This window comes from Capnocytophaga sp. oral taxon 863 str. F0517 (genome assembly GCF_000466425.1).
Taxonomy (GTDB): Bacteria; Bacteroidota; Bacteroidia; order Flavobacteriales; family Flavobacteriaceae; genus Capnocytophaga.
Genome location: NZ_KE992174.1, coordinates 65174 through 90361, shown reverse-complemented (window position 1 = coordinate 90361; position 25188 = coordinate 65174). Strand labels below are relative to the sequence as shown.

The window sequence follows — 25188 nt, the reverse complement described above, 5'->3', positions numbered from 1 at the left end:
GGCAACAAATGTATGAAAAAAATTTATTTTAATAAATCTATTTAGCTTTTTTTTAATTCTATTATAGAAAAAATATTTTCTCGATTTAGTAGGTTTTACTTATTTTTTTCTTACCTTTGCTCTTTTAATAGGCTTCCTATGGACGAACATTGCTTCCAATTCAAATATAAGACCCTATTGCTAAGCGAACTCAATGAGCAGGATAAAGCACTTATAATCAGTGCCATGAAGAGCAGAGAGCAGGCCTATGCTCCTTATTCGTCCTTTTGGGTGGGGGCAGCACTACTCTTGAGCAATGGATTGATTATCAATGGAAACAATCAGGAGAATGCTGCCTATCCCTCTGGCTTATGTGCCGAACGCACTGCGCTTTTCTATGCCAAAGCCAATTATCCTCAGGAGAAAATCCTCAAGATTGCCATTTGTGGAGATAATGCCAATAAGCCCCAAGGAGAGATCACCACTCCTTGTGGAAACTGTAGGCAAGCACTCTTGGAATACGAATGTACCCAAGGCAGCCCTATTGTAGTACTTTGCGCCAGCACCCAAGGAAATATCTTGGAAATAGGCTCCATAAAGGATTTATTACCTTTCTGTTTTGAGCTTTTGTATTAAGAAGATTGATAAAAACAAACTATAAAAATAAACGCTCATAGATTTCCTTAGAAAGAGGTGTTATCTTTTCTAAGTATCTCATTCTAATTTCCAAGGAAAAATAAGGCCTTCAGTCTTATAAAAATCTGTGGGATTTTTTCTTATTTATCGAACAATATTGATTCAAAAATAATTATATGATTGACTATATTCCCTTCAAAGAAACAGGGTATTTCTCTGAATTTATCACTGATTACCTTGCCCAAAAGCCCGAATTGCGTTGCCTATACCATCGCTTCCCCGTAGCTACCAATTTTCCTGCCCAAGTCAAAGAAAAACAAGCCTCCTATTCTGCTGAGAATAGGAATACTCTTTTTGAGGCTATTACCCAACAATATAAAAGACTGGCCGTTTCGAGAAAAACTTATCACAATATAGAACTGCTACAACAGGATAACACCTTTACCATTACTACCGGACACCAGCTGAGCCTCTTCACTGGCCCCTTGTATTTCATTTACAAAATCGTAACTACGATCCTAACCTGCGACCAGCTTCAGAAACTATATCCTGAATACAACTTTGTCCCCATCTATTGGATGGCTACCGAAGACCATGATTTCGAAGAGATTAACCATTTTAGCTTTCAAGGACAAAAAATCTCTTGGCATTCTGATCAAAAAGGTATGGTAGGCCAGTTCGCTACCGAAGAGCTCAATAGAATAGCCAACCTACTCAAAACACTCTTAGGTAAAAGCCACCAAGGACAGCACTTGGCCTCCCTTTTCGAAAGAGCCTATACCCAACATACTACCTTGGCCAGCGCTACCCGCTATCTCGTCAATGAACTCTTCACCCCCTATGGTTTGGTGATTATCGATGCCAATGACAAACACCTCAAGGAACTCTTTATCCCTCATTTCAGGAGAGAACTCTTAGAGAGTGCCGCTCATAAAGAAGTGGAAAAGACCCTTGCCTATATCAAGAGTATCAATAAGAACTACCCCGAACAGGTACACCCTCGCGAGATTAATATTTTCTACGTAAAAGATGGTATCCGAGAGCGTATCGTAAAGGACGAACAAGGATATGCCGTACTGAATACTCCTATCCGATTCACCGAGGAGGAAATCCTGCGGCACTTGGAGTGCTTCCCCGAATACTTCTCTCCCAATGTGATTTTGCGCCCTATGTATCAGGAAGTTATATTGCCTAACTTAGCCTATATCGGAGGTGGAGGCGAAATCGCTTACTGGCTGGAACTCAAGGAAATGTTTGCCCTACACAAGGTGCCTTTCCCTATCCTTATGTTGCGCAATTCGGTACTGCTTATCAGTGAGGCACAAGAGAAAAAGCTCCATAAGCTGGGACTTACCCATCAAGATATTTTCTTAAAAAACAGCCTTTTAGAAAATAAAATCACCCAAAGGCTCTCCGAATACCCTATCGACTTTTCCGCTCAAAAAGCATCCCTACAGGAGCATTTTACCCAACTGCACCAAATAGCTGCCCATACCGATAAGTCCTTCCTCGGAGCCGTAAAAGCCCAAGAAGCTAAGCAACTCAAGGGATTAGAACACTTAGAGAAACGACTGCTCAAGGCACAAAAAAAGAAATATAGAGAAACCCTCGATAGAGTGCTTGCGCTACGTGTGAGCCTCTTCCCCAAGGAATCTCTTCAGGAGCGCGTGGATAACTTCAGCGCGTATATGATCGAAAGCCAAGGACAACTCATCGATATCTTAATCAAGGAATTAAGCCCCTTTGATTTCCGCTTTGTTATCCTATCTTATGAAAGCAAAGCAAATGAGGAAGACTGTATAGAATACTTTATATAGAACAAAAAACGCTAAAATACTAAAAATATGAAAGTAACTTATTTAGGACACGCCTGTGTCAATATTGAAATAGAGGGCGCTCACTTCTTGGTGGATCCCTTTATCAGTGCCAACCCACTTGCCCAACATATCAATATCAATGATATTGAGGCTACTTACATCCTCCTTACCCACGCCCATGGCGACCATATCCTCGATGCAGAGGCTATTGCCAAGCGTACCGGTGCCAGCCTGATTACTAATCCAGAAATACTTGCTCACTACCGTGCCTTGGGGCTCGATGGACATGATATGAACATAGGGGGCTCTCATCGTTTCCTTGATGGAAAGGTGAAAATCAAGATGATTAAGGCGGTACACTCTTCTTCCTTCCCCGATGGTAGTTATGGCGGTAACCCTGCTGGCTTTCTCATCAACTATAATGATCAAACTATCTATATCTCAGGAGATACAGCCCTTACAATGGATATGAAGATTATTCCCCATCAGTACAAAATAGACTTAGGCATCTTCCCTATAGGTAATAATTATACTATGGGGGTAAGAGATGCCCTCACTGCTGCCAAATTTGTAGAAACTAACAATGTTTTAGGAGTACACTACGATACTTTTGAGGTTATAAAGATTGACAAAGAAGCCTCTAAAAGAAAATTCAGTGACGCTCACAAGAGATTGCATCTCTTGGAAATAGGAAAATCTTTAGAAGTAAACGAACTTATATAATAAAAAGAAAAAAATATAGGAGAGAATTTAGATTCTCTCCTATATAACTACAAAAAAGCAAATTTCTATTATAAAATCACTTATAAAACCCCCATTTATCTATATAACTCCACACCAAAGGGGGTAACATAGGTCTCACATCTTTCCCTTTGGAAATATCTTCTCGTATCGCAGTGGCGGATAGCTCTATAATAGGTGTTTTTACATATACTATATGCGGATGAGCTTGTAGCGCTTCGGGAACATTCCCTTCACTAAGTCGTGGATATACATAAATAGAATAACGATCCAGTATCACCTCATAATTCTTCCACTTAGGAAATGATTTTAGGTTATCTTCTCCCATGATTAGGGAAAAACTGTATTGGGGATACTTCTCTTCCAAGTGAATGAGCGTATCAATTGTATAATTAGGCTGCGAGAGATGAAATTCTATATCACAAGGCTTCAGTCGGTCATACTCCCCAAGGGAAAGTGAGACCATTTCCAAGCGAGCCGCATTATCCAACAAAGATTTTTTGTCCTTGAAGGGATTTTGAGGAGTTACGACAAACCAAACCTCGTCCAGCTCACTATGTTCAACTAAGTAATTAGCCAAAATCAGATGACCTATATGAATCGGATTAAAAGAACCGAAATAAAGTCCTATCTTTTTAGAATACATAAACAGCCTTATAGATTAATGATTAAGAAAAGTACGAATTAGTTGGGATACTTCTTCTACACAGGTTTGCAAATTGTCATTGACCACTACCTTATCGAAATAAATAGCTTGTTCTATTTCGTAAGCAGCCTTATCAATACGCATAGCAATCTTTTCAGGGGTATCAGTTTGCCTACGTTCTAAGCGTTTTTTAAGCTCTTCCAAGGAAGGGGGTTGTAGAAAGATGGAAAGCGCCTCTTCCCCAAAATATTTTTTAAGATTAATCCCTCCAAAGACATCCAAATCAAAGATGATATGCTTGCCCATTGCCGAAAGTCGTTCTATCTCGCTGGAATAAGTACCATAATAATTCCCAGCATATACCTCTTGCCACTCAATAAAGGCCTGTTGCTTGATTTTTTCTTTGAACTGCTCGGCGGAGATAAAATAGTACTCTACCCCATCTCGCTCTGTACCTCTGGGAGCACGAGAGGTAGTAGAGATCGAAAAAGCCAAATTCAGATCTGTCTGTTTAAGCAATTCTCTGATTACACTGGACTTGCCCGTACCCGAAGGAGCCGAAAAAACAATTATTTTCATTTGAGTTTTGGGTTTTAAGTTTTGAGTTTTGAGTTTTAACTTAGAACTCAAAACTCAAAATTAAAATAAAAGGGTTTCCCTAATTGCTTAAGAAAACACCTTTTATCCTTTATAATAATTAAAATATGGAGAAAACTTTACACAAGAGAAACTCTCTTGAATCCTGTTATTTCTACATTGTATCCCTTCACATAGTCAGCTACTTTCTTACTTTCATCTTTGATGTAGTATTGGTCAAGTAGGGCTTTTTCAAGGTCAAGGGTAGTATTGTCATCGATGAATCGTTGTACTTTTCCAGGAAGGATACGATCCCAAATCTTTTCAGGCTTACCTTCAGCTTGGAGTTCTGCTTTGGCATCTTCTTCAGCTTGTTTGAGCACTTCTGGAGTAAGCTGTAGGGCAGAGATATACTTAGGTACGTGTTTTTCTGTTTTTCCAAGGCGACGAAGCTCTTCGTTTTCCTTCACGATAGCTGCGATACGTGCTTCTGTTTCGCTAGCTACATATGCAGGATCAAAATCCTTGCTTGAGAGTACGATAGCCCCCATAGAAGCCACCTGCATACATACGTTGCGAGCTACCTCATGGGCATTATCAATAGCAGCAGAAAGAGCAACCAAAGCAGCGATCTTGTTACCGGCATGGATATAGAAATCCACATAGTTTCCTTCCAATACTTCAAACTGACCGATTTCGATTTTTTCACCAATAACCCCTGTCTGTTCAGTAAGCTTATCAGCTACGGTAATACCTTGGAAAGGAGCAGCAAGGAAAGCCTCTTTGTCATTATAGTTAAGAGCCAATTCAGCCAATTCATTAGCCAAGGCTACGAAAGATTCATTTTTAGCAACGAAGTCTGTTTCGCAGTTAAGAGAGATCACAGCCCCTTTGGTGTGAGCAGCATTTACCTTAGCGATAGCGGCTCCTTCAGAAGATTCTCTGTCAGCACGTTTTTCAGCCACTTTTTGTCCTTTTTTACGGAGGACTTCGATGGCTTTATCGAAATCGCCATCCGCTTCTACTAGAGCGTTCTTGCAGTCCATCATACCAGCTCCGGTAGCTTGTCTAAGTTTGTTTACCTCTGCGGCAGTAATTTTTGACATATTCTTGTATATTTTTTTAAAAAAGTGATTATTTATAGTTCTAAATAATCACTTTATGAATTAATAATTTTAGTTTTCAGTATTTTTTTCCTCTGCTTTTTCTACTTTTTTGTCTTCGAGTCCTTCTTTGATAGCTTCCACTACATAAGAAAGGATTTTGTCGATAGAGCGAGAAGCATCATCGTTGGCAGGAATTACGTAATCCACCTCACGAGGATCGGAGTTGGTATCCACGATAGCGAAAATAGGAATGTTTAATTTTTGAGCTTCTTTCACCGCGATGTGTTCTCTAAGGGTATCGACTACAAAAAGCGCTGCAGGAAGGCGAGTCATATCCGCGATAGAGCCTAAGTTCTTTTCGAGTTTTTCTCTAAGACGGGTAATGTGTAGTTTTTCTTTTTTAGAAAGGGTATCGTAAGTACCATCTTTTTTCATTTTGTCGATAGACGACATTTTCTTTACCGCCTTACGGATGGTCACAAAGTTGGTTAGCATACCACCAGGCCATCTTTCAGTAATGTAAGGCATAGTCACTGAAGTAGCTTTTTCAGCTACGATATCCTTAGCTTGTTTTTTAGTAGCCACGAAGAGGATTTTACGTCCAGAAGCAGCAATTTTCTTAAGTGCTTCGTTGGCTTCCTCGATTTTGGCAGCTGTCTTGTAGAGGTTAATCACGTGGATACCATTTCTTTCCATATAAATATATGGCGCCATATTAGGGTTCCACTTTCTGGTAAGGTGCCCGAAATGCACTCCAGCTTCTAATAGGTCTTTTACTTCTATTGAATTTGCCATTTTTTTAATAGTTTACGTTCCGTATTAAGAGTTAGCAATACATGGTGCCTATGCTGTCCATGGTATTTGGATGCTAAACTAACTTCCCTATGCGGGGAATACGGCAATAAATAAATAATTTTAAATAAAACATTAACGTTTTGAGAATTGGAATCTCTTGCGGGCTTTTTTCTGACCGAATTTCTTTCTTTCCACCATACGAGGGTCGCGAGTAAGGAGTCCTTCAGGCTTAAGGATGGCACGGTTTTCAGCCTCTACTTCGCAAAGAGCGCGAGAGATTGCCAAGCGAATAGCCTCAGCTTGTCCGGTGATACCTCCCCCGTATACATTTACTTTTACATCGTAAGAGTCTTCAGCACCGACTAAGGCGAAAGGCTGTTTTACCTTATACTGAAGGGTAGGCGTAGTGAAATAATCGGTAAAATTTCTCTTGTTAACGGTGATTACACCACTTCCCTCTTTCAAGTAGATACGAGCGACAGCGGTTTTTCTACGTCCAATTTTGTGAATTACTTCCATTATTTAAGGTCATTTAGGTTAATAGAAACAGGCTTTTGAGACTCATGGTTATGAGTAGCCCCTGCATATACTTTAAGATTACGGAAAAGAGCAGCACCTAATTTGTTTTTAGGAAGCATCCCTTTTACAGCTTTTTCAATAATTCTTTCAGGGAACTTAGCAAGCACCTGTTTGAAAGATTGAATACGTTGTCCGCCAGGGTATCCTGTATAGCGAAGATACTCCTTAGTGTCGGTTTTTAATCCGCTAAGTTCTATTTTCTCAGCGTTGATAATGATTACATTATCCCCACAATCGGCATGGGGGGTGTAACTTGGCTTGTACTTACCTCTGAGGAGTTTGGCAACTTTGGAGGCAAGACGTCCTAATTTCTGACCCTCAGCATCTACCACAACCCACTGTTTTTCAGCGGTTTGCTTGTTCACTGAGCGTGTTTTGTAACTTAATGTGTCCACACTTAAATTATTTTAATTAAACATTCCTAATTGTGTTAGTACCCTGATTTATTGGTATTTCTAACAGCGTGCAAAGGTACAACAATTTATCAAATCTGCAAATTTATTTTTTTATTTTTTTATTTTTAGTATGCTCTTATTCCCTAAATAAGCTGCATAAATATATTTTCCTAAAAATAAGGAGAAGCAAAACGAAATTTGACATTTAAGGTGTTTGGTATGAATTTAAGAGCAAAAATTAGAAAAACATCTTCCATAAAGTGTGCTTATTTTCTATTTATGCTTTATCCTGATTCTTGTATATCAAATTCCTCTATCTTTCTATTAATAATTTTGAAAGAATAGGATATTGAGGATTCTACGCTAATTGGTTCTTCACCTTTTCCAAATTGGACAGTATAAGAATAATTAATAATCAGTCGAAAAGTCTTGTTAGGATAAGCCTCTACATAAATAATATTTTTATAATCAGAGGTCTTATATTTCTGCATCTCTCTATGGATCATTTTATGATAATATTCTTTTTTAGTTATATCATAAGAGATGATGCTATCCTTCAAATCTAATTGATTAATATCATATAGGTATCTACCTAACATCTTAGGAGTTATATTTACAATATCCTCCTTTTTATACATTGGATAATGAATAGCAGATACTGAATCTATCTTTCTAAACAAGTCCTTTTGTAGCAATTCATCTTCAAGTAATAGAAAGTCTTTTAAAAGAGGTAAAGAATCATTAACTTTTATTCTTTCATTCTCAGTAACAAAAGTATTCTTAGTAAAATTAGATTTTACCTTTTTACTCTCTTCACAAGAAAATAATAAAATACTTATCAGGATTAAAAAAACACTCATTATTCCTTTATCTATGATTTATAACCCGTTGTGCATTTTGATTTTAAAAAATAAAAGAGGTGCTTTCAGTAGTCTCCTATAAGTTTATCACCTCCTCTTATTCCTGCTTGATTATTGAGAAACCAAATTTTACCTTCGTTAGTAAGTGTATGGTGTGCTGAAATCTTACCATAATGAATGGATTCTTTGTAAGAACCATAATACAGCTCAGAAGAGGAAGTCTCACGAAGGCTTGCCTTATAAGCACCTGAATAATCCTTGCTATAGTTGTAATTTCTATACAATACTCCTCCTTTTGTGTATTCTTGACGATATATATCCAGTATTTGCTGTATAGAATAGGGCGTATTCGTTAGAATATCTCCAAAATTTAGTACTTTTAGAGTAATTTTGATACTATCACTTTAATATTTATACAAATATTCATATTCTTAACATTTATTCTAAATTAAGTACATCATAATATCTAGCTTCAGCAGAATTAATAAACCAAATTTCACCTTGATTATCAAGAGATTGATGAGGAGCTATTTTACCATAATACAATAGTTTTCTATCTCCTCGTTCCCCCTCTTCTTTGAGGCTATAAGTATATCTTTTCCCCTGTAGCTTGAGTGTATAAGCAACATAATTTGAAAAAAGTATAGAACCTTGATTCTCATATTCCTGCTTATACAGCTCCATTATTTGCTCAATTGTATAAGGAGTTGTAAGTGTAAGGTCTCCTATATAAGGACTTTTTAAAGGTACTTTTTTTGCCTTAAATAATCCTCCATCTGTAGTACCATCACCTTCAAGCAGTGCATAACAAACATGTTGAGGTGCCTTATCAGGAAATAGTAAATATAGTATAGGGGCTTTCTTATAAATAGGAATAGGTGGTTGTTCTATAACTTTCGTTTTATCCAATAAAGTATTCAAATTTTGAGTAAAATAAGTACTATTCCCATTGGATAAATCATTTACATCATAATAAGTTATTTTGTTATTTCCTATTACTGCATACTCTATCTCTGAAGAAGACAAATTCTTTATACTAAGATAATCTGCACCATTAGGTTGATAATTTCTATTCAAATAATGACGAATGTACCCATTAGCACTTTCTCTTTTTATACTATAAGAACAACAAACATTCTCTCCTCCAAATATAAAAGGTGTCGTTTTCCTTAGTGTTTTCTGTTCATTCTCACCTTCTGTACCCAAAACGGTATATTTCAGTTCCACTTGAGCAGGTTGTCCATCAGCAGAGGTTATTATTAAATAATTATGCTGTAATATTACTTTTGCATCAGGATTTAGCAATTCTATTTCATTTTTTTCACACTGAGCACAAATAAAAAAGGTAGAAATAAAAATTATTATGTATTTGTTAAATATTCTCATATTTTTAATTATTTTAATACAAGTTCGATATAACGAAAGCTCCCCCAGATTTTCTATATCTGTGTTATTGTGTTGTTTCATTTACACTGATTTTTATAAGACCAAAAGTTTTCTTTATCCTTAGGAATTACAGAGTTACGCTTAGTTGTTGTATAGTTCTCTCCGTGTTTCACATACTCAGCTGGGAGCACTTGCAGGCTTTTTTGCTTTGAAAATATAATTTTACTTATATCGAACTCTCGTTATAATAAATGTATGATTTCTCTTGTACAAAAGGTTCTTTAGAAGTATCCTTCACTTCTTATTCATTTTTACTGTATGATAGTAATAAAAAGACCTCAAAAATGATTAACTTTTTCATGATATATTATCTTTTATAACTCTCTGCAAAGATAAGTTCTTTTTTTATTTAAAATCAATAAAAATAATTATTTAACAAATAAATAACTTTTTTTACATATAATATATAAATAAGAATACTCTTTTAAACATCTGACATATAGTTAGTTATAAAGGTTTTAAATAAAAACGGATTTGATCTTTTCTTTTGTCGTTAAGAACTTTTATTCTTTGACAAAAGAGCTGCAAACTCGTACCAGTACATAACGCCAATACAAAAGCTACAAAATTTAATAGGTGCCCATTCCTCCTACAAGTGAAAGTTTTTGCAAGGTATTGATATAAAAAAATAACTCTCTCTGGGAGGAGTTATTTCTTTGTTTTTTCCTTGGATTGTTGTGCTTCCATATTTCTAAATTCTTCCACTATTTCCTTAAAATCACTGGTTTTCTTGCTTTCTATTTCCGATTTGTCATAGATAGAGACAAAAATAACGGATTTTGTTTCATCATCAGTATCTATATTGAACACCACTTCGTGCGTAATTACTCTGGCTCCTCCACTTTTACCTTTACTCTTAGTGGTAATGTTGAGGCGTATTTTCTTAAACCCTCCACCTAAAGAGGTGCCTAAGAGAGGGTTTGCTTCTATTTCCTCCTTTAGTTTTATCAGATCCTTTTTGAGAGATTTGTATTTTTTCAATAAGGGTTTGGCCTCCTTACTGAAATTCTGTAGCACATGAAATTTATATTTCATTGATAAAATCTTCAAAAGGTATAGCTTCTTTCTTTCCTGCTCTTACATCAGCGGTTTCTTGTAGTGCTTTTAAAAATTTCTTTCTAAAAGTTTCGTCTTTCTGGGAGGACACGGCAGGTTCAGGCTTGGCTAGTCCTGCTTTAGCCTTTGCCTTGGTAGGGTCTTTTTCCTTAGGATGGGTTTCTGTAAATTCCACAAAACTAAGCGTTTTCAGATATTCAACAAAAGCTAATGCTTGTGGGCTATTGCTGGTAATGGTGATAGTGTAAGCCATAAACTTCTTATTTGGGGTACAAAGATACAAATTATTTTTTGTGCTAAGTGCAAAAATTGTACCAAAACGCAATAGTTCCCAATTCTCTCTGGTGATTTTTAGTTCTTTCCTTTCATATAAAACTTACCTTTGCTTAAGGAAGCTTCATCAAAGAAACGAATGTCCTCTATCTTAATGCGATATATGATGTTATAGGGTGCCTCAGGTGGGTTATAGGATAGTATAAAAAATACTACTTTCTTATGTGTCTGGGGATTCTGATAAATATAGTTACTCCTTTTGGTATCCTTGAATTGGAAAATAGGATCATAGAAAACACGCCCCAACTTCTCTGTCAGCTCAGGAAAAGAGATAGGATATATGGCCTTTTCATAGCTCACTTTTCCTGCTTTGATACTATAGGGACTATGGAGGAATAAGTCTAAGGTGTATGCGCGCTCAGCTGCTCTCTTATAAGATATTAGCTTGGTATTATTATATTTTTCCTTATCCGGATCTATATAAGCTACTTTTTCTTGGGTAAATCCTGCAAAGCTGCTTTTCTTTTCTTCAAGGAGAAGATATTTCTTTTCAGGGGATATATTTTGAAAAATAGCATATATCTTCTCCTCTGAAGGCTCTTCTTGGGTTACCTGCTGACAGAAATCAAGTAATATCTCTATCAACTCTTTAGAATTCTGTGCCCTCAGAGGAAGACAGACATACAAAAATAAGAGTATCCATATTTCTTTTTTCATTTTATACAGCTTTTCTATAAAGTGCAAAGATAAAATTTATCTTTTTATTTACATCCAAACCACTTATGATTAACAAATAAATAACAAAAATAGCCAATATATAGAACACTCCTAAGGCTGATTGTAATTCTAAAAAAAATTGTACTTTTGTACTTTCAAATATTGATACAAATGAACCTATATCCACTTAGCTTTGCCCCTATCTTTAAGGAACGTATTTGGGGCGGAGAGAAACTCGAGAAGGAACTCCATAAGCCTATCCATCAGCCTCTTATAGGGGAGAGTTGGGAGGTCTCTACAGTGAAAGGAGATGTTTCTGTCATTAGCAATGGTGCTCTAAAGGGTACTTCCCTACAGGCACTCATAGAGCAAGTACCTGAAGCACTCTTAGGAAGTGCTGTTTATAAGCGATTTGGGACAGACTTCCCGCTGCTCATCAAATTCATCGATGCCGCTCAAGACCTTTCCATACAAGTACACCCCGATGATGCTTTGGCCAAAGCCCGCCATAACTCCTTTGGAAAGACCGAGATGTGGTATATCATGGATGCCGACCCTGAGGCCTCTATCATCATTGGCTTCAACCGAAATGTAAGCCGTGAGGAATACCAAGCCCACTTGGCTGATAAAACTCTTAGCCAATTGCTTCATTATGAGAAGGTAGCCCATGGGGATATGTTCTTTATCCCAGCAGGGAAAATCCACGCGATAGGAGCTGGAGTCTTATTGGCTGAAATCCAACAGACGAGCGACATCACTTACCGCGTATATGACTTTGACCGCAAGGACAAAAATGGCAATTACCGAGAACTACATACAGAACTTGCCCTAGATGCCATTGATTTTGAGCAAAAAGACGATTTCCGCAAGTCCTATACCAAGGCGGAAAACACCGTTAATCCTGCTGTGGCATCACCCTATTTTACTACAGATTATCTGAAAATCAACCAAGAGATGCCCCTGACCCTTTCTGGAGAATCATTCCACATCTATATAGGAGTTGCCAGTAAGGGCAGCCTACAATATGGGGATATGGAACTGCCTTTGGAAAAAGGACAAACGCTATTGGTGCCTGCCTCATGTAAGGAAATCAGCCTTAAGGGACATATGGAGGTCTTACAAGTATCTTGCTAAAAGAAAGGAAAGTGGTAGTAGAGAAAATAATCTTAGGGGTAGACCCCGGTACGACTGTGATGGGGTTTGGTATCATAGAGGTAGTGAAGAACCAGATGCGTTTTGTCCAAATGAATGAACTGCTTTTGAGCAAATATGACAATCATTACCTGAAGCTCAAGCTCATATTCGAACGAACTACGGAGCTTATAGATACCTATCACCCGGATGAGCTGGCCATAGAAGCTCCCTTCTTCGGGAAGAATGTACAATCCATGCTCAAGCTGGGACGTGCCCAAGGAGTTGCCATGGCAGCCGGCCTAGCCCGCGACCTACCTATTACCGAATACGAACCCAAAAAAGTAAAGATGGCCATCACCGGCAATGGGAATGCCTCTAAGGAACAAGTCGCCAAGATGTTGCAGCAGTTGCTTCGGTTCAAGCAGCTCCCCTCTCACCTTGATGCCACTGACGGACTGGCCGTAGCTGTCTGCCACTTTTTCAATGGTGGAAAAGCCGAAAAGCAGCAAAGTTATTCCTCTTGGGAAGCCTTTGTCAAGCAAAACGAAAACAGAGTCTCTTGAGTGATGTATAGCCTTTATATCCACATTCCTTTTTGCCGACAGGCCTGCCACTACTGTGATTTCCATTTCTCTACCACTCTAAAGCACAAGGGAGCAATGGTGGAGGCCTTATGCAAGGAATTGGAACTGAGAAAAACAGAGGCTACCACTCCCCTACAGACCCTCTATCTGGGGGGAGGCACCCCTTCGGTACTCACTTATGCAGAGCTAAGTACTATTTTTGCCACTATCTACCAGCATTACAAAGTCAATGAAGGGGCTGAAATCACTATAGAGGTCAATCCTGATGATTTTTCCCACTCAAGTGGACAACTTTCCTTAGCTCATTTAAAAGAATTGGGCATTAACCGCCTTAGTATAGGGGTACAATCCTTCTATGAGGAAGACTTACGGCTGATGAATCGGGCGCATAGTGCTGCGCAAGCGATAGCTTTCTTAGAACAAGCGGTGCCCCTATTTACCAACACCACTATAGACCTCATCTATGGGATTCCTCATATGAGTGAAGCGCGTTGGCTCACCAATATAGAGCGCGCCCTTTCCTTTGGGATTCCCCATCTCTCGGCCTATGCCCTCACGGTAGAACCCCGTACTGCTCTATATCAATTTATCCAAAAAGGCAAGCTCCCCCCTACTGATGATGGGCAAGCTCGCCAACACTTTTACTTACTGAAGGAGCGTATGGAACAGGCGGGTTTTGTACATTATGAGCTCTCCAATTTCGGGAAAGAAGGCTATTTTAGCCAAAACAATACCGCCTATTGGGAGCAAAAGCCCTATATGGGGGTAGGCCCTTCAGCCCATAGCTACAATGGGCAGGCACGTATGTGGAATATTGCCCATAACATAAAATATATCCAACAAATTGCACAAGGTGTGCTCCCTCAAGAGTGGGAAGAACTCTCTAAGAAAGACCTCTACAATGAGCGCATTATGACAGGGCTGAGGATCCGAAAAGGCATCAGCTTGGAGCGTATCCGAGCCGATTTTGGGCAGACCTATATGAATTACCTACAAAAAGAAGCCCTTCCCTATATAGAGAAAGGCCTATTGTTGAAAAAAGAAAATTATCTTATTACCACCGAAGCAGGATTGTTTCTCAGTGATGGGATCGCCTCCGACCTATTCATGGTATAGGCTTAGAAAATATATTTGAACCCGACCCCTAATATCTGTTTGAATTGAACCCGAGGGCTGTATAATTGTTTGGCACCGTTAGGGAGTATTCTTTCCTTGAATTTGATATCGTCATCATATTTGAGATGGGTACCGATACGAGCTTGTAGATAGTTATTAATTTTCATATCGACAGACATCTGCCAATCGACGTCAATATTTCCAAAGCTCTTGTCATATTGGGTATAGAAAGAGACCTGATTATACATGGTCACATTCTCATAGATTTCTATCTCATGCTTACCGGAAAGCAAGAAACCCACTTCGGTAAGGCTGCGTTTGGAGTGCTTGGTAATGTTGCCTGCATTGTCATATTCAGCTACAGGAAGCCCAAAAGACCCCTTATCGGCAAGGTTTTGATCCAGAACGAAGGTAGATTTCAGCGTTAATGGAGATACAAACAGAGCTGTTTTACCTTTTTCTGGGGCATACTCGGCACCGATACCTATATAGAGATAGCCAGGCGCCATAAATCGAGAAATAGGTTCGTCCCCTTCACTTCTTGGATAGTCGTAACCATCGCTGAACTGAGTATTAAATGTCAGTTTGGATGAATAATACCAATCTCTGAATCCGGTACGATAGCCATAGGAAGAAGTCAGTGACACCTGATCGTCCGTTTTTCTAAGGCCTTCTCCCTTTTGAGCATTGATTCCATAGTTGGCTACCAATTCGTTATCCCAAAAATAGTTTTCGACTAAGTAACGACGACGGAGCTTAACATCCGCTAAGAAAGTAATAGAGTTGACCCCTCCAGCATTCCAATTGGAATAAGCCACTTCGCTCATATTAAGCCCTAAGGCATTGAACTTATACCAGCGTTCGTTTTGAAGTTTTATTTTCTCAAAGGTATAATTGAGTTCATTTTTACTAAAATCAACCTGTTTCATTTGGATAATAGGCGGCATGATTTTAGGGTTTACTTTCCTTATCTGTGCCTGCAAAGGGAGAACAGCTAATAGTAAGAAGATCTTAAGTGCTAATTTCATAGTCGTTGGTCATTAGTGATTAGTGGTAAGTTCCCAATCCATTAATCATTATCTAAGTTTATAGGTAAGGGTAAGGCCTATACATGGATTATTAAGATGATTGTGATACAAGAAAGGTTCCATGGATAGGTTTTCATCTACATTAAATTGTTTGAGGTGGGCATCTACATTGGCCTCAATAATATTAAGGGCATAGAAACCAATAGCAAAGAGCAAGGCCATTTCTTTATTTCTTCGATATAGGTTTTGAGCACGTCTTAGGGCATCGGTACTCAGGCGTGGTACCCCCTGGGTACGACCTGGATAGAACTCATCGTCCGTTCTGCCATCCATACGACTTTTGTAAGCTGTACGATAACGGTCAAGCTCTTTATCATTTTGGAAATAAAGATAAGCAGGGAAACCTATTGCAAAATAGACAATAGGGATTTTCCAATAACTCTTATTATAAGCCTGTCCCAGTCCTGGAATGATAGCAGAATAGAAAGCAGCACGAGCGGGAGAAAGCGGATCCGTATTCCATGTAGGGGCTACTGAATGGGTCGCTACAATAGGGCTTTTCTTAAGGGCTAAAGTATCAGTTTGCGCCCATATATGAGTTGTCAAGAGCGTTATTAGTATGTAAAGACTAATCCTCACCGTGTAGTATTTTTTGTATACGTTCTAATTCTTCTTCTGATTGGAAAGGGATTTCTATTTTTCCTTTTCCTGATTTATCCATCTTTACAGCAAAATGTTTTCCAAATCTTTGGCGTAGCCCCTCAAGCTTTTCAGACACAAAAGAAGGTAGGGGTACAGGCGCCTCTTTCTCTTTAGGTTCTTGCTTAGGAGGAATTACCGCCACCTTTTGTGGGTTCTTGAGTTGTTGTACAGCCTGTTCGGTATCGCGTACCGAGAGGTCTTGGGCGACGATACGGTTATAGAGCTCCAATTGTTGCTCCTTATCCTCGATATTAATCAACGCACGTCCGTGCCCCATGGAGATAAAGCCATCACGAATCCCCGTTTGTATAATAGGGTCGAGCCTTAAAAGGCGTAAATAGTTGGTAATGGTAGAACGCTTCTTGCCCACTCTCTCGCTCATCTGCTCCTGAGTGAGGTTCAGCTCTTCGATCATACGATTGTAGCTTAGCGCCACCTCTATAGGGTCGAGGTCTTGCCTTTGGATATTCTCCACCAGCGCCATCATGAGGGATTCCTCATCGTTGGCGATACGGATAAAGGCAGGGATAGTGGTAAGGCCTGCTATTTTAGCAGCACGCCAACGGCGTTCCCCGGAGATAAGTTCGTATTTTTGGGTATCAATCTTTCTGACTGTAATAGGCTGAATGACCCCCAATTCCTTGATGGAGGTAGCCAGTTCGTTAAGCGCTTCTTCACTAAATACGGTACGAGGCTGGTAAGGGTTTTCTGTAATTTGGTCTAACGGGAGTTCCAATACATTGCCAATAAGCTTATCCGCATTGGCATCAGAGGCCGATTGGATATCCTCAGAAGGGAGCAAGGCACCTAAGCCACGCCCCAATCGCTGTCCTTTGTTTAACTTTCCCATACGCTATGCCTTGGTATTCTTTTTAATAATTTCTTCTGCTAAGCTGATATAGTTGGCCGCTCCCTTGCTTGCCGCATCATAACTGATAATAGTTTCTCCGAAGCTGGGCGCCTCACTAAGGCGGATATTTCGCTGAATAATAGTTTCGAAGACCATTTCGCTAAAGTGTTTTTGTACCTCTTCGACCACTTGGTTAGAGAGTCTTAGTCGGGCATCATACATAGTCAAGAGCAGCCCTTCGATATCAAGGGCTGGATTATGAATTTTCTGTACACTTTTGATCGTATTGAGGAGCTTACCCAGCCCTTCGAGGGCGAAATACTCACATTGGATCGGGATGATGACTGAGTCGGCAGCAGTAAGCGCATTGAGGGTGAGCAGTCCTAAGGAAGGCGCACAGTCAATGATGATATAGTCATATTTGTCTTTGATAGGAGCGAGCGCTTCCTTGAGCATATACTCACGACGAGGCTTATCGACCAGTTCTATTTCGATAGCGACCAGGTCAATATGAGCGGCGATAAGGTCTAAGTTAGGAGAGGTAGTAGGCTGGATCGTCTCCTGTGCTTGAACGGAATGTTCTAAGACCTCATAGGTACCCTTCTCTACAGCTTCTACATCTATACCAAGACCAGAGGTAGCGTTGGCTTGTGGGTCGGCATCTATTAGGAGCACTTTTCTTTCCAAGACCCCTAAGGCAGCGGCTAAATTAATGGAAGAGGTAGTCTTACCTACCCCTCCTTTTTGGTTGGCTACAGCTATAATTTTGCCCATAAATCATATTATTTTTTCAGAGGGTAAAAGTACGTCTATTTTTGCGATTAACAAAACAAAGTTATTAACAATTTTCGTTAAAAAGCATTTGTAGTTAGGAGCTTGATAACCACACTACAAATGCTTTTTGGGATTAAGCGGTGATCATTCCTCCATCAATACGAAGTACTTGTCCGGTAATGTAAGCACTCATGTCAGAGGCCAAGAAGACACAAGCGTTGGCGATATCCTCGGCAGTTCCACCACGCTTAAGTGGGATAGAATCGCGCCATCCTTGTACCACTTCAGGGGCGAGCTTGGCAGTCATTTCGGTTTCTATAAAGCCAGGAGCGATGGCATTGCAACGGATATTACGAGAGCCCAACTCTAAGGCAACGGACTTGGTAAAGCCTAAGATACCCGCCTTAGAAGCTGCATAATTGGCCTGACCTGCATTTCCCTGCACTCCTACTACGCTACTCATATTGATAATATTACCCGAGCGCTGCTTGAGGAATACTTTTTGTACAGCCTTGGTCATATTGAAGATAGACTTAAGGTTTACAGCAATCACCTTGTCGAAATCTGCTTCACTCATACGCATCAGCAAATTGTCCTTGGTAATACCTGCATTGTTAACTAATATATCAATTCCTCCAAAGTCCTCTAATACCTTAGAAACCAATTGTTCACAAGCGTCAAAATCAGCAGCATTACTTTGATAAAAGGCAATTTTAGCTCCTTTGTCTTTGAGTTCTTTTATCTCGGCCTCGGCTTCTTCGGGAGCGGTTCCATAGAAAGTAAATGCTACATTAGCCCCTTGTTCTACGAAAGCCTTCACAATACCGGCTCCTATACCGCGGCTACCACCGGTAACAATTGCGGTCTTTCCTTTTAGTAAATTCATTTTTTTTATATTTTATTATTTATTAGTCGTTAGTTGATTTTTTAAGGCTAAAGAAATATTTATCAAAATCCTCTGCATGGTATTTCCCACTTATTTTTGGGTGATTCATTTCTATTTGTACGATACTATCCGAAAGATACTCATATCGTCCATAATAGGTCGTATCCTTGGTCATTTGGTCATCCAAATATTCTAAAAAGCACAATTCTCCTTTATCAAAAAGCATTTTGGTCGCCACATAGTATGCTCTCTGCTGCTGATAATATACTACTTCTTTTATACTATCAAACATTTTCCACCTATCATTTACTCTGAGTGTGGAAGGAATATCTCCTGTGTCTGTACAAAGAAAGCCCATAAGCTGACCGTCCTCTGTATAGACGACTTGTCTTTCCGCATTCTCCAATACATCCCTTAAGGCTATCTTCTGATCTATTTCTTTCAGGTAAATATCATGAGCTTCCCAAACGGTTCCTTTGGGATCGGCACCTCCGAAAGGATTTCTCATAACAATAGCATCAGGCTCATACCCTTCTTTTTTAACTTCCAAATGTATATGAACAGGAGGCGCTTCAAATCCAATAAAAGTAAATTCGTGATACCTTTTTTCTGGAATTGTAAAATACCCTTGCTTATCGGTCAGAACCTCTCCTACTTGACAGTGTTCTATAGGATTCCCATGGTAATCCAAGACCCGCCCTGTGATAATAGGACTTGCCATTCGTGAAACCAAACACGAAGTACATAAGATACTTACAAGAAATAGTACATAGTTTTTCATAGGTTACCTCCTTGATTTACGTATCATATAAACCGCCAATAAGGCAAACATTACATTGGGGATAATCACCGCCATCAGCGGGGTAATCCCCGACTTTTCGGCCATGATCCCAAAGACACGCTCAAAGAACACATAAGAGAAGCCGATGAGTACCCCAAAGGCCAAATTGACCCCCATACCGCCTCGCTTCTTAACCGAGGAAACCGCTACTCCGATAATAGTAAGAATAAATACGTTGAAAATCGCTGCCCAACGGCGGTAATACACCAGCTCATAGATACGAACATTAGGAGAGCCTTTTTGTCGTTCTTCAGCGATAAACTTATTCAGTTCGAAGAAATTTTTGGTCTCGGCCGCATATTCTATAGGAAGCAGGTCGGTCGTCTTGAAATTAAGCAAGGTATCCTTCTGATAGGCTTGTTCGTAAATATCTTCACGCTCCCCTACCTTGCGATGGGTATAATTGTAGAGCCTATAAGTCCTCACACTATCATTTTCAATCCATTGTATATTGCTTGCAGTAATCTTATCGGTTAGGGTAAGGCCATTGAAGCGTTCTAAAACAAAATTAGCCCCCTCATTTTGATTGGAATCAAAATTACTGACATAGATATATTCGTTCTTATTGATCTGATTATACAATTTGTTTCCCTTGGAATAGAGATTTGGAGAGAGGTAAGTTCCATAGAACTCATTGTACACCCCACTGGAATAAGGCACCACAAACATGCCCATCACCAAGACGAAAAGCGATAGTATCGTCGCTCCGTAGAAATAAGGGCGGAGGAAACGATTGTAAGAAATCCCAGAACTAAGCATGGCCACAATCTCTGTCTTCTCAGCCAGCTTGGAAGTAAACCAGATTACCGAGAGGAAGAGGAAGATTGGGAAGAGAATATTGGCGAAATGCACCACGAAGTTGGCATAGTACTTCACAATCGCCTCCGTAGGGGCATGGTTATCGAACATTTTTTGGTTTTTCTCAGCGAAATCCACCAAAATCCCAATGGGAATAAACATCAGGAAGAGAGCGGAGTAGGTCAGGAAATAACGCTTGAGTATATATCGGTCGATTAATTTCATTCCTTGTCAGGTTTACACAGGGATTACAAACGATTATTCATCTGGCTGACCATTTGGGCTTTCCACTGGGAGAAATCGCCTTGCAAAATATGTTTTCTTGCCTCACGCACCAGCCAAAGGTAGAAGCCCAAGTTGTGAATGGTCGCAATCTGCTTGCCTAAGAATTCCTCAGCGGCAAAGAGATGGCGCAGGTAAGCCTTGGTATAATAGGTATCTACAAAAGTATAGCCGTTTTCGTCAATAGGAGAAAAATCGTTTTCCCACTTTTTATTTTTTATATTAATGGTACCATGAGCGGTGAAGAGCATACCATTGCGAGCATTGCGCGTAGGCATCACACAGTCGAACATATCCACTCCCAAGGCAATGTTCTCCAATATATTGATAGGGGTTCCCACCCCCATCAGGTAGCGAGGCTTATCCTTGGGGAGGATGTCGCATACAATTTCGGTAATCTCATACATCTTCTCGGCGGGTTCTCCTACCGAGAGCCCCCCGATAGCATTTCCATCTGCCCCTTTGGAGGCAATATATTCGGCAGAGGCACGGCGCAAGTCAGGATATACAGAGCCTTGTACAATAGGAAAAAGAGACTGATGGTAACCATACTTAGGCGCGTTCTCCTGCAAGTAACTTATGCAGCGATCCAGCCAGCGATGTGTCATGTGCATAGAGCGCTTGGCGTAGCCATATTCGCAAGGGTAGGGCGTACATTCGTCAAAGGCCATGATGATATCTGCCCCTATGCTACGCTGAATTTCCATTGATTTTTCAGGAGAAAAGAAGTGATAAGAGCCGTCAATATGGCTTTTGAATCGTACCCCTTCTTCCTTAATCTTTCGGGTACTGGAAAAAGAATACACTTGATACCCCCCGCTATCGGTAAGGATATTTCGGTCCCAGTGCATAAACTTATGCAGCCCCCCGGCCTGCTCCAGTATGGAAGTGGTAGGGCGCAGGTAGAGGTGATAGGTATTTCCAAGGATAATATCGGCATTGATATCCTCGGATAGTTCTCGCTGTTGTACTCCCTTGACAGAAGCCACGGTTCCCACCGGCATAAAGATAGGGGTTTCTATCACCCCATGGTCGGTGGTAATACGCCCTGCACGGGCATGAGAGGCGGCATCTGTAGCTAGTAATTCAAAATTCATATAAGGCGCTTTTTCAGGGTGCAAAGATAGTCAAAATTTAGCTTTTAGAAAAGCTGAGTAATAAAGTAAATTATTAGGCCTACCAATCCTCCTACCAAAGTACCATTGACACGGATAAATTGTAAGTCCTTACCCACCTCCAATTCCAGTTTTTCACTCAGCTGACGCCCCTCCCACTGTGCTACTGTGGCGGAAATGAGCCGCCCTACTTCCTGTTTGTTTCTTAGGACAAACTGATAGGCGAGCTTTTGTGCCCAAGTATCCAACTGAGCTTGCAGGGTGGTATTGGCACGCAGCTCCTCGGTAAGGTGCGTGATCCCCTTTTGGAGTAAAGCCGTTAGTTGCTGTTGCCATTGGGGCGTATTGAGCCTTTGGGCAAAGCCATAAAGCTCCTGGGTTAGTTCCTCACGAATAGGATGGGAAGGGTCTTGTGCCATCTTGAGGATATACTGATAAAGCCCTTCGGCCACCTTTTCGGCTATTGCTTCCCGAATAAAAGCGGGGACAATCATAGGAAATTGGTCATCAATCTGTCGCTCCAGAGTCTGGCGATGCGTATCCAGATAGGAAGCCACCTTATGGAGCGCATCCGAGAGGAAGCCCTCATGCTTATGCGCTTTCAAGAATTGTACCAAAAGTGTACTGGCTTTGGTATGGAGCGGATAGCTTTCTATGAAAGCCGTTAGCTGAGCGGGCGTACTTTCCTTGGAAAGCCAGTCCAAGAGAAAGGAAGAAGGCTTGATCTTGGCAATATAAGGGCGTATTTGCTGGAATTTGAGGAAATTTTCCACTACAAAAGTCCCTAAGTTCTCACCTATATCATTCTTTCTGGCCTCAATGAGGTTGGTATGCGGGATATTCAGCCCCATAGGACGGCGAAAGAGTGCTACCACGGCAAACCAGTCCGCCAAGGCACCCACCATAGCCGCCTCCGAAAAAGCCTTCAGATAGCCTACCCAACTCCACTGGGGAGCTCGGCGCTGGCAAATGACCGCTGTTATATAGAGCACTAACATCAGTAGTAAAAGCCCTAAGGCAAGGTTCTTATGTTGTTGGAGTTTTTTCTGTTTGGTATCTTGGTTCATGGTAACTGAGATAGTTTGTTCTTCCTTACCTGTTAAGGTTCATCATATTTTCTTTCTGGATAATTCAGATAGGTAGCTTTGTATCCTTGCTCTTCCTTGGTTAGCAAGATCTCATAATCGGTGTATCCTTCTTGGAATTCTCTATGGACTTTAAGCACGATTCCATCTGAAGTTAGTTCTGCATTAAGTACTTTCTCTCCGCAACCCTCGTCATTACAAAATTCTAAAAAATCTACTTTTCCCCTTGAAGAATGAACATCATTAAATACCTGATGAGCGATTTCATTTTTCTCCAAAGTAACCAAGCCCTTGAAGCCATCTATGGAGACCAATACTACAGGGTCAAAAGGAGAGCCACAGCCTGTAAGCTCATCTGTAAAGAAAGGTTGTCCATAATATTCTGTCCGATAAATCCGAATTGCCTGTGAAGGATCGAAAACCTTTTCAAAAGGCTTCTCTTGGAGCTTATAGACTCGCCTTCCATCCAAAATAAGGGGTTCTCCATTAGCCAATTCTGCCTTTACAAAGTAATATTCTTCACAGAAATCCTCGGTTTCATTGTACATAAGCTCCGAAATAGCTTTGATAGTTACAAATTTTCTATCAATATCTGTACGATATTCTAGAAATTCTCCTTTTTTGTCATATGTAGCTATCATTTCTCCTATAAGAATCGCCTCTCCTTTCTCTCTTTTGAAAGCAATATCTTTCACTCCATCAGGAATATTAGGGATATAATCATCTTCTGTATCCTCTTGTATTACTTCATCTTCTGTTATGACAGGAGGTTCTTCTGTCATTTCAGAAGATGAAGATTTGAAAAAATTACAACTTACAAGCAATGATGCTACCAGAATATAAATAATCTTTTTCATTTGATTTGGTATAATTAATTTGTTTTTTCTGTTACCAAGATGGTTTCCCAGCCATCGTAGTTTCCATGGGTGTCTAATGCAATATCTATCAAGTCCCATGTATCGCCATCTATATCAATAGGCGTATTTTCCTTGGAGAGGATGAGGCGATAGCCCAAGTCCTCCAAATCCTCTTCACCTTCTTCAGCCTCTACTTTTTCACTACTATACACAGTAAAGCCCAAAGCAGCTGCTTTTTCTATAGCGCTGAGCATATCCTGCTCGGTATCAAAATAAAGCCAATGCTCTATAGGGCGTGGTACCTCTACTTGGTCATCATACTTTTGGCAGGCCGACAATATCTCTCTGTTATAGATGGTTTGTTTTTCGTAGATATTCGGATACAAGCCTTTTAGGAAGAAATTCCAGGGCTTATCCTCGGAACACTCCACCTGATAAGTATACCCAAATTCACTATCCCATGTGGCACTTAAGCGCTCTTGCAGTGCCTCAGGCGCCTGAGAATAAAAATACCAAGTAACCTCACCCCGCGCCGTAAGCACCGCTACCAATATATCCTTGTCGGACTCTAAGGGACGAAATATCTTATCCTCTATTGCATAAATGGTAGGACGCTCCTGATCGGAAGAGAAGCCATTTTTGTCAGGCTCTTTGAGTACCACTGTGATTTTTACACAATAGGAGAAGCCCTCTATAGGTGCTACTTCATTAAGGGCTAAGTTCAATCGGAACACAGCTGGGTCGTCATCAAGCCAGCTTCTGTAGACGTTCCATTCTTTAGGAATTTGATCTATCATTTTTTTAGTTGTTAGTGATTAGTCGTTAGTGGTTAGTGATTAGTGGTTAGTGGAACCAACCTCCTGAGAAAGTCATTCGCAAGAGGAGGTAATTCCCTTTGAGGGAGGGGGTTACTCCCGAAAGGGTCGGGTTCTGTAGGAAATACTGTAGGCTTAGCTGTAGGATATTCTGTTCCAGTTCAAAGGTATTCTGCACTCCTATGGCGAAAACCATACGCGTTTTCTCATTTTTATCCAAGTCATCTCTATCCCTCAACGGTTTTTTTCGGGGCGTAAAACTCACCCCACAAGCGCCTATAGAAGCCAAGGCGCCGAGGTGATACTGCTCCTTGTCCCAAAAAGGATAGGTGCACTCCAAGAAGCCAAAGGCCCCAGTGAGGCTATTGTGCTCGGAGGTGAAGTGTTCGTAAAGTGGCTCGGAGACAAACTCCCTTTTGGCATAGTCATAGCTATAGAGAAGCTCGCCTGTATCTCGCCGATAATGAACCGGATATTGGCTATTGGTTGCTATAAGGAAGCCTGCGGTAAGCCCTAAAAAGATCCCATCCCCTCCCAGCTGGAAGCTCAGAGATATAGGGTTTAGCATGGTTCCTGCCACTTGATTCTCCCCCAAAGGGAAAGCCGCTCCTACCCCCAAGCCCGTGAAAAAGCCATCTTGTGCTAACACAGTCCCGGAGAAGAGCAGGAAGAACAAATGGATTCCTATTTTTTTCATAA

General features: G+C 40.3%; 30 protein-coding genes. 6 read left to right on the top strand and 24 right to left on the bottom strand.

Going from position 1 to position 25188, the window contains the following annotated elements; genetic code table 11:
- The first annotated feature begins 138 nt into the window (after window positions 1-138).
- The 3 genes from HMPREF1551_RS11470 (at window position 139) to HMPREF1551_RS11460 (ending at window position 3155) form a co-directional block, all read left to right on the top strand.
- A complete protein-coding gene (locus tag HMPREF1551_RS11470; protein WP_021629323.1) occupies window positions 139-615 on the top strand; it encodes a cytidine deaminase in 477 nt (158 codons plus the stop codon).
- Between the two features lie 176 nt (window positions 616-791).
- On the top strand, window positions 792-2432 hold the full coding sequence (gene bshC / locus HMPREF1551_RS11465; RefSeq protein ID WP_021629322.1) for a bacillithiol biosynthesis cysteine-adding enzyme BshC: 1641 nt from the start codon (window positions 792-794) through the stop codon (window positions 2430-2432).
- Between the two features lie 27 nt (window positions 2433-2459).
- Entirely contained in the window at window positions 2460-3155 is a 696-nt protein-coding gene (locus HMPREF1551_RS11460) for a metal-dependent hydrolase (RefSeq protein WP_021629321.1), read from the top strand.
- 76 nt (window positions 3156-3231) lie between these two features.
- Here HMPREF1551_RS11460 and nadD read toward each other — a convergent pair whose 3' ends face one another.
- From nadD to HMPREF1551_RS11405, 12 genes are all read right to left on the bottom strand, one after another.
- Entirely contained in the window at window positions 3232-3819 is a 588-nt protein-coding gene (gene nadD / locus HMPREF1551_RS11455; protein ID WP_021629320.1) for a nicotinate (nicotinamide) nucleotide adenylyltransferase, read from the bottom strand.
- 15 nt (window positions 3820-3834) lie between these two features.
- Complete coding sequence (gene gmk, locus HMPREF1551_RS11450; protein WP_021629319.1) at window positions 3835-4398, bottom strand: guanylate kinase; 564 nt, start codon at window positions 4396-4398, stop codon at window positions 3835-3837.
- A gap of 137 nt (window positions 4399-4535) precedes the next feature.
- Entirely contained in the window at window positions 4536-5501 is a 966-nt protein-coding gene (gene tsf, locus HMPREF1551_RS11445; protein ID WP_021629318.1) for a translation elongation factor Ts, read from the bottom strand.
- A gap of 69 nt (window positions 5502-5570) precedes the next feature.
- Window positions 5571-6296: a 30S ribosomal protein S2 gene (gene rpsB, locus HMPREF1551_RS11440; protein WP_021629317.1), complete on the bottom strand. Its 726-nt coding sequence runs from the start codon at window positions 6294-6296 to the stop codon at window positions 5571-5573.
- A 132-nt stretch (window positions 6297-6428) separates the two neighbouring features.
- Window positions 6429-6815 (bottom strand): 30S ribosomal protein S9, encoded by a 387-nt coding sequence (gene rpsI, locus HMPREF1551_RS11435; RefSeq protein WP_021629316.1) that lies wholly within the window; start codon window positions 6813-6815, stop codon window positions 6429-6431.
- Complete coding sequence (rplM, locus tag HMPREF1551_RS11430) at window positions 6815-7270, bottom strand: 50S ribosomal protein L13 (RefSeq protein ID WP_034544668.1); 456 nt, start codon at window positions 7268-7270, stop codon at window positions 6815-6817. The genes rpsI and rplM overlap by 1 nt, the downstream gene beginning before the upstream one ends.
- A gap of 284 nt (window positions 7271-7554) precedes the next feature.
- Window positions 7555-8130 carry a hypothetical protein gene (locus tag HMPREF1551_RS11425; protein WP_021629314.1) on the bottom strand — a complete coding sequence of 192 codons (576 nt, stop codon included), beginning with the start codon at window positions 8128-8130 and terminating at the stop codon, window positions 7555-7557.
- 65 nt (window positions 8131-8195) lie between these two features.
- Window positions 8196-8414 (bottom strand): hypothetical protein, encoded by a 219-nt coding sequence (locus HMPREF1551_RS13740; protein ID WP_021629313.1) that lies wholly within the window; start codon window positions 8412-8414, stop codon window positions 8196-8198.
- Between the two features lie 154 nt (window positions 8415-8568).
- A complete protein-coding gene (locus tag HMPREF1551_RS11420; RefSeq protein ID WP_021629312.1) occupies window positions 8569-9597 on the bottom strand; it encodes a hypothetical protein in 1029 nt (342 codons plus the stop codon).
- Between the two features lie 627 nt (window positions 9598-10224).
- Window positions 10225-10611, bottom strand: coding sequence for a hypothetical protein (locus tag HMPREF1551_RS11415; RefSeq protein WP_021629311.1), 387 nt, complete (start codon window positions 10609-10611; stop codon window positions 10225-10227).
- Complete coding sequence (locus HMPREF1551_RS13525) at window positions 10601-10885, bottom strand: hypothetical protein (RefSeq protein WP_021629310.1); 285 nt, start codon at window positions 10883-10885, stop codon at window positions 10601-10603. The genes HMPREF1551_RS11415 and HMPREF1551_RS13525 overlap by 11 nt, the downstream gene beginning before the upstream one ends.
- A gap of 98 nt (window positions 10886-10983) precedes the next feature.
- The gene (locus tag HMPREF1551_RS11405) at window positions 10984-11622 is read right to left on the bottom strand and encodes a hypothetical protein (protein WP_021629309.1); all 639 of its coding nucleotides are present in this window, start codon (window positions 11620-11622) and stop codon (window positions 10984-10986) included.
- A gap of 171 nt (window positions 11623-11793) precedes the next feature.
- On the opposite strand from HMPREF1551_RS11405, the gene HMPREF1551_RS11400 reads away from it, so the two are divergent.
- From HMPREF1551_RS11400 to hemW, 3 genes are read left to right on the top strand one after another with little or no spacing between them, the layout of a single operon-like run.
- Window positions 11794-12756, top strand: a complete 963-nt coding sequence (locus tag HMPREF1551_RS11400; protein ID WP_021629307.1) for a type I phosphomannose isomerase catalytic subunit — start codon at window positions 11794-11796, stop codon at window positions 12754-12756.
- 11 nt (window positions 12757-12767) lie between these two features.
- Window positions 12768-13319 carry a crossover junction endodeoxyribonuclease RuvC gene (gene ruvC / locus HMPREF1551_RS11395; protein ID WP_034544681.1) on the top strand — a complete coding sequence of 184 codons (552 nt, stop codon included), beginning with the start codon at window positions 12768-12770 and terminating at the stop codon, window positions 13317-13319.
- A 3-nt stretch (window positions 13320-13322) separates the two neighbouring features.
- On the top strand, window positions 13323-14456 hold the full coding sequence (gene hemW / locus HMPREF1551_RS11390; protein ID WP_034544667.1) for a radical SAM family heme chaperone HemW: 1134 nt from the start codon (window positions 13323-13325) through the stop codon (window positions 14454-14456).
- Between the two features lie 2 nt (window positions 14457-14458).
- On the opposite strand, the gene HMPREF1551_RS11385 is transcribed toward hemW, so the two are convergent.
- The 12 genes from HMPREF1551_RS11385 to HMPREF1551_RS11330 all read right to left on the bottom strand — a co-directional run bounded on the left by HMPREF1551_RS11385 (window position 14459) and on the right by HMPREF1551_RS11330 (window position 25186).
- Window positions 14459-15484, bottom strand: a complete 1026-nt coding sequence (locus HMPREF1551_RS11385) for a DUF3078 domain-containing protein (protein WP_021629304.1) — start codon at window positions 15482-15484, stop codon at window positions 14459-14461.
- 48 nt (window positions 15485-15532) lie between these two features.
- The gene (locus tag HMPREF1551_RS11380) at window positions 15533-16123 is read right to left on the bottom strand and encodes a DUF5683 domain-containing protein (protein WP_021629303.1); all 591 of its coding nucleotides are present in this window, start codon (window positions 16121-16123) and stop codon (window positions 15533-15535) included.
- Window positions 16113-17036, bottom strand: coding sequence for a ParB/RepB/Spo0J family partition protein (locus HMPREF1551_RS11375; RefSeq protein WP_021629302.1), 924 nt, complete (start codon window positions 17034-17036; stop codon window positions 16113-16115). Before HMPREF1551_RS11375 ends, HMPREF1551_RS11380 begins: the two co-directional genes overlap by 11 nt.
- Window positions 17037-17039: 3 nt before the next feature.
- The gene (locus HMPREF1551_RS11370) at window positions 17040-17810 is read right to left on the bottom strand and encodes a ParA family protein (protein WP_021629301.1); all 771 of its coding nucleotides are present in this window, start codon (window positions 17808-17810) and stop codon (window positions 17040-17042) included.
- 133 nt (window positions 17811-17943) lie between these two features.
- Complete coding sequence (gene fabG, locus HMPREF1551_RS11365) at window positions 17944-18696, bottom strand: 3-oxoacyl-[acyl-carrier-protein] reductase (protein WP_021629300.1); 753 nt, start codon at window positions 18694-18696, stop codon at window positions 17944-17946.
- Between the two features lie 22 nt (window positions 18697-18718).
- Window positions 18719-19417 carry a carboxypeptidase-like regulatory domain-containing protein gene (locus HMPREF1551_RS11360; protein ID WP_021629299.1) on the bottom strand — a complete coding sequence of 233 codons (699 nt, stop codon included), beginning with the start codon at window positions 19415-19417 and terminating at the stop codon, window positions 18719-18721.
- Between the two features lie 63 nt (window positions 19418-19480).
- The gene (locus HMPREF1551_RS11355) at window positions 19481-20560 is read right to left on the bottom strand and encodes an LptF/LptG family permease (RefSeq protein WP_021629298.1); all 1080 of its coding nucleotides are present in this window, start codon (window positions 20558-20560) and stop codon (window positions 19481-19483) included.
- Between the two features lie 23 nt (window positions 20561-20583).
- A complete protein-coding gene (tgt, locus tag HMPREF1551_RS11350) occupies window positions 20584-21714 on the bottom strand; it encodes a tRNA guanosine(34) transglycosylase Tgt (RefSeq protein ID WP_021629297.1) in 1131 nt (376 codons plus the stop codon).
- 44 nt (window positions 21715-21758) lie between these two features.
- Entirely contained in the window at window positions 21759-22799 is a 1041-nt protein-coding gene (locus tag HMPREF1551_RS11345) for a DUF445 domain-containing protein (protein ID WP_021629296.1), read from the bottom strand.
- A gap of 32 nt (window positions 22800-22831) precedes the next feature.
- A complete protein-coding gene (locus HMPREF1551_RS11340; RefSeq protein WP_231374982.1) occupies window positions 22832-23599 on the bottom strand; it encodes a hypothetical protein in 768 nt (255 codons plus the stop codon).
- A gap of 89 nt (window positions 23600-23688) precedes the next feature.
- Window positions 23689-24471 (bottom strand): DUF695 domain-containing protein, encoded by a 783-nt coding sequence (locus HMPREF1551_RS11335; protein ID WP_021629294.1) that lies wholly within the window; start codon window positions 24469-24471, stop codon window positions 23689-23691.
- A gap of 46 nt (window positions 24472-24517) precedes the next feature.
- Window positions 24518-25186, bottom strand: coding sequence for a hypothetical protein (locus HMPREF1551_RS11330; protein WP_021629293.1), 669 nt, complete (start codon window positions 25184-25186; stop codon window positions 24518-24520).
- Window positions 25187-25188: the final 2 nt, after the last annotated feature.

What these genes read in the sequence shown, in the direction of transcription:
- HMPREF1551_RS11370 (WP_021629301.1), bottom strand. Translation starts at nt 17,810, where the DNA reads ATGGGCAAAATTATAGCTGTAGCCAACCAAAAAGGAGGGGTAGGTAAG.
- HMPREF1551_RS11375 (WP_021629302.1), bottom strand. Translation starts at nt 17,036, where the DNA reads ATGGGAAAGTTAAACAAAGGACAGCGATTGGGGCGTGGCTTAGGTGCC.
- HMPREF1551_RS11345 (WP_021629296.1), bottom strand. Translation starts at nt 22,799, where the DNA reads ATGAACCAAGATACCAAACAGAAAAAACTCCAACAACATAAGAACCTT.
- HMPREF1551_RS13525 (WP_021629310.1), bottom strand. Translation starts at nt 10,885, where the DNA reads ATGGCTTACACTATCACCATTACCAGCAATAGCCCACAAGCATTAGCT.
- HMPREF1551_RS11470 (WP_021629323.1), top strand. Translation starts at nt 139, where the DNA reads ATGGACGAACATTGCTTCCAATTCAAATATAAGACCCTATTGCTAAGC.
- HMPREF1551_RS11385 (WP_021629304.1), bottom strand. Translation starts at nt 15,484, where the DNA reads ATGAAATTAGCACTTAAGATCTTCTTACTATTAGCTGTTCTCCCTTTG.
- tsf (WP_021629318.1), bottom strand. Translation starts at nt 5,501, where the DNA reads ATGTCAAAAATTACTGCCGCAGAGGTAAACAAACTTAGACAAGCTACC.
- HMPREF1551_RS11425 (WP_021629314.1), bottom strand. Translation starts at nt 8,130, where the DNA reads ATGAGTGTTTTTTTAATCCTGATAAGTATTTTATTATTTTCTTGTGAA.
- bshC (WP_021629322.1), top strand. Translation starts at nt 792, where the DNA reads ATGATTGACTATATTCCCTTCAAAGAAACAGGGTATTTCTCTGAATTT.
- gmk (WP_021629319.1), bottom strand. Translation starts at nt 4,398, where the DNA reads ATGAAAATAATTGTTTTTTCGGCTCCTTCGGGTACGGGCAAGTCCAGT.
- HMPREF1551_RS11460 (WP_021629321.1), top strand. Translation starts at nt 2,460, where the DNA reads ATGAAAGTAACTTATTTAGGACACGCCTGTGTCAATATTGAAATAGAG.
- HMPREF1551_RS11330 (WP_021629293.1), bottom strand. Translation starts at nt 25,186, where the DNA reads ATGAAAAAAATAGGAATCCATTTGTTCTTCCTGCTCTTCTCCGGGACT.
- HMPREF1551_RS11400 (WP_021629307.1), top strand. Translation starts at nt 11,794, where the DNA reads ATGAACCTATATCCACTTAGCTTTGCCCCTATCTTTAAGGAACGTATT.
- fabG (WP_021629300.1), bottom strand. Translation starts at nt 18,696, where the DNA reads ATGAATTTACTAAAAGGAAAGACCGCAATTGTTACCGGTGGTAGCCGC.
- nadD (WP_021629320.1), bottom strand. Translation starts at nt 3,819, where the DNA reads ATGTATTCTAAAAAGATAGGACTTTATTTCGGTTCTTTTAATCCGATT.
- HMPREF1551_RS11420 (WP_021629312.1), bottom strand. Translation starts at nt 9,597, where the DNA reads ATGAAACAACACAATAACACAGATATAGAAAATCTGGGGGAGCTTTCG.
- HMPREF1551_RS11340 (WP_231374982.1), bottom strand. Translation starts at nt 23,599, where the DNA reads ATGACAGAAGAACCTCCTGTCATAACAGAAGATGAAGTAATACAAGAG.
- HMPREF1551_RS11335 (WP_021629294.1), bottom strand. Translation starts at nt 24,471, where the DNA reads ATGATAGATCAAATTCCTAAAGAATGGAACGTCTACAGAAGCTGGCTT.
- hemW (WP_034544667.1), top strand. Translation starts at nt 13,323, where the DNA reads ATGTATAGCCTTTATATCCACATTCCTTTTTGCCGACAGGCCTGCCAC.
- rpsI (WP_021629316.1), bottom strand. Translation starts at nt 6,815, where the DNA reads ATGGAAGTAATTCACAAAATTGGACGTAGAAAAACCGCTGTCGCTCGT.
- rpsB (WP_021629317.1), bottom strand. Translation starts at nt 6,296, where the DNA reads ATGGCAAATTCAATAGAAGTAAAAGACCTATTAGAAGCTGGAGTGCAT.
- tgt (WP_021629297.1), bottom strand. Translation starts at nt 21,714, where the DNA reads ATGAATTTTGAATTACTAGCTACAGATGCCGCCTCTCATGCCCGTGCA.
- HMPREF1551_RS11355 (WP_021629298.1), bottom strand. Translation starts at nt 20,560, where the DNA reads ATGAAATTAATCGACCGATATATACTCAAGCGTTATTTCCTGACCTAC.
- HMPREF1551_RS11415 (WP_021629311.1), bottom strand. Translation starts at nt 10,611, where the DNA reads ATGAAATATAAATTTCATGTGCTACAGAATTTCAGTAAGGAGGCCAAA.
- HMPREF1551_RS11360 (WP_021629299.1), bottom strand. Translation starts at nt 19,417, where the DNA reads ATGGCAAGTCCTATTATCACAGGGCGGGTCTTGGATTACCATGGGAAT.
- HMPREF1551_RS11405 (WP_021629309.1), bottom strand. Translation starts at nt 11,622, where the DNA reads ATGAAAAAAGAAATATGGATACTCTTATTTTTGTATGTCTGTCTTCCT.